The sequence below is a fragment of the Agromyces humi genome (assembly GCF_009720255.1).
Lineage (GTDB): Bacteria > Actinomycetota > Actinomycetes > Actinomycetales > Microbacteriaceae > Agromyces > Agromyces humi.
Genome location: NZ_WJSP02000451.1, coordinates 1 through 2,746 on the forward strand (window position 1 = coordinate 1; position 2,746 = coordinate 2,746).

The window sequence follows — 2,746 nt, forward strand, 5'->3', positions numbered from 1 at the left end:
GATGCCTCCGCCGCACATCGACGTCGTCGCAACCGACGTCGTGCCCCTCGCCGAGCGTGATCCGCGCGGCACGGGCCTCACCGCCGCGCTCTTCCCGCTCGTGCTCGGCGGCATGCTGGGCGGCATCGCCATCTCGCTCGCGATCATCGGCGCGATGCGCCGGGTGACCGCGGTGCTCGTCTACTCGGCCGGCGGCGGGCTGCTCCTGGCCGGCATCCTGCAGGGCTGGTTCGGTGCGCTCCAGGGCGACTACTGGCTGAACGCGGCCGGCATCGCCCTCGCGCTGGCCGCGATCGCCGCGCCGATCACGGGCTTCGTGGCCGTCATGGGCCGCGCCGGCATCGCGCTCGGCCCGATCATCATGCTGCTCATCGCGAACCCCATCTCCGCGGCCGCAGTCCCGAAGGAATTCATCCTCGCGCCGTGGGGCGAGGTGGGCCAGTGGTTCCCGCCCGGAGCCGCCGCGACGCTCATGCGCGAGCTGTCGTACTTCCCCGCCGCTGACACCACGTTCCCCTGGCTCGTGCTCACGGGCTGGGCGGTCGGCGGCATCCTGCTGTCGATGATCGGCCACTTCCGCACGGCGGGCGGGGCGGAACCCGACGCCGAGGCCGTCGCCATCGAGGACGGGTCGCTCGACGCGGAACGGATCGCGCACAGCGAGGCCCGCGTCACCGCCTGAGTACGGGCGTCAGCGGTCCGGCGTCAGTCGTCGGGCCGCTGTCGGCGGGCATGCTCCGACCCCGGCGCCGCCGTTCAGCTGAGCTGCTTGCGCCCGTGCAGGATGCCGCTGACCGCCGCCACGACGGCGAACACGACCGCCACGACGGGCTGGCCCATCATCCACCAGGCGACCGCCGCAGCCGAGAACACCGCGATCTCGACGAGCGCCTGACCGAACGGGTCGACCTTGAAGACCGCCTTCGGCGAGTTGAAGAGCGCCCAGAGCAGGATGGCGAGCGCCGGGGCGCCGATTCCGACGAGCACGCCCGGCCACGGCAGCGGGAACGACACGAACCCCCAGATGCCGAGCGTGACGAACGCGAACAGCTCGAGGAAGAAGCGCAGGACGTCGTTCGGGCCGATCTTCGGCTGGGACTCGTTCGACTGGTTCGGCTGGGCGGTGCTCACGGCATTCCAGCCTAGTTCGCGCGGCCGGTGTCCGCCGTCACGCGGACCGGCCCGGTCCACCCCGAACCGCCCGCGGTCACCGGAAGATGATCGTGCGGGCGCCGTCGAGCAGCACCCGCCGCTCGGAGAACCACTTCACCGCCTGGCTGAGGGTGCGGCTCTCCTCGTCCTGCCCGATGGCGACGAGCTCGGCGACCGAGCGGGAGTGGTCGACCCGCACGACGTTCTGCTCGATGATCGGCCCCTCGTCGAGGTCGCTCGTCACGAAGTGCGCGGTCGCGCCGATCAGCTTCACGCCCCTCGCGTGCGCCTGGCGGTAGGGATTGGCGCCCTTGAAGCCCGGCAGGAACGAGTGGTGGATGTTGATGCAGCGTCCGGCGAGGGCGTCGCAGAGCTCGGGCGTGAGGATCTGCATGTAGCGCGCGAGCACCACGAGCTCGATGTCGTGCTCCTCGACCGCGGCCAGCACGCGCGCCTCGAAAGCGGCCTTCGACGCGGCATCCGTCACCGCGAGCGATTCGAACGGCACGCCGTAGAAGTCGACCAGGTCGCGGAGGGTGCCGTGGTTCGAGAGCACCAGTGGGATCTCGACGGACAGCTGCCCGGCGTGCTGGCGGAAGAGCAGGTCGTTCACGCAGTGGCCCGCGGTCGACGCGAGTACGAGGGTGCGGAGCTTCCGCCCGACCTCGTCGAGATGCCACGTCATGTCCCAGCGCTCCGCGACGGGCGCCAACGCGGCCTCGAGCTCGGCGCGGCCGGCGGGTGACTCCACCTGCACGCGCATGAAGAACCGCCCGGTGTCGAGGCTCGCGAACTGCTGGCTCTCGGTGATGTTGCCGCGCGCCGCCACGATCGCCCCGCTCACCGCATGCACGATGCCGGGACCGTCGGTGCACGCCAGCGTCACGACCCAGTGGAACAGGTGGGAGGGTGCGGCATCCGTGGTCATCCGCCCAGAGTAGTGCGTCGGGTACACTGGTTCGTGGTCGGCGGTCAACGCACGGCCCTGGGCGCGCACACGAGCGCGTAGTCGACCCGCGCGGTGAAAGCACCCGCTGCGGGGAACGCCGTCGGAGAGACATCGTCATGTCCGTCACCGAATCCGCGCGCGTGCGCGCACCCCGACTGCCCTGGCCCGGCCTGCTCATGCTGGCCGCGGGCGTCTTCCTGTCCATCACGATCGAGATGTTGCCCACCGGGCTGCTGCCCGAGATGAGCGAGGGCCTCGGCGTCGCCGAGCCGTTCATCGGGCTGCTCGTGTCGGTCTTCGCCTTCACCGTCGTCGTCACGTCGACGCCGCTCACGGCCCTCACCAGCCGGATGCCGCGGCACGGCCTGCTCGTCGCCGTGCTCACGGTGCTGGGGCTCACCACCCTCGCCTCGGCGTTCGTTCCCGAGTACTGGATGCTCATCGCCGTGCGCGTCGTCGGCGGACTCGCCCACGGCGTGTTCTGGGCGATCGTCGCGTCGTACGCCTCGCGGCTCGTGCCCGCCGACCAGATCGGCCGCGCCGTCTCGGTGACGCTCGGCGGCGGCACGCTCGCCCTCGTCGCCGGGGTTCCCGCGACGACGGTGCTCGGCCAGTCCATCGGGTGGCGCCCGGGCTTCGCGATCG

3 protein-coding genes and 1 pseudogene are annotated in these 2,746 nt (G+C 71.4%); 2 read left to right on the plus strand and 2 right to left on the minus strand.

The window, feature by feature from the left end:
* Positions 1-682, plus strand: a pseudogene (locus GH736_RS20755) (hypothetical protein); the annotation flags it as partial.
* Between the two features lie 74 nt (positions 683-756).
* Here GH736_RS20755 and GH736_RS20760 read toward each other — a convergent pair.
* Positions 757-1,131 carry a YrdB family protein gene (locus GH736_RS20760; protein WP_159606693.1) on the minus strand — a complete coding sequence of 125 codons (375 nt, stop codon included), beginning with the start codon at positions 1,129-1,131 and terminating at the stop codon, positions 757-759.
* Positions 1,132-1,207: 76 nt separating this feature from the next.
* Complete coding sequence (gene purU / locus GH736_RS20765) at positions 1,208-2,080, minus strand: formyltetrahydrofolate deformylase (protein ID WP_159606694.1); 873 nt, start codon at positions 2,078-2,080, stop codon at positions 1,208-1,210.
* A 137-nt stretch (positions 2,081-2,217) separates the two neighbouring features.
* Here purU and GH736_RS20770 point away from each other — a divergent pair.
* Positions 2,218-2,746 (plus strand): MFS transporter (locus tag GH736_RS20770; RefSeq protein ID WP_159606695.1); only part of this gene is annotated, 529 nt, incomplete at its 3' end.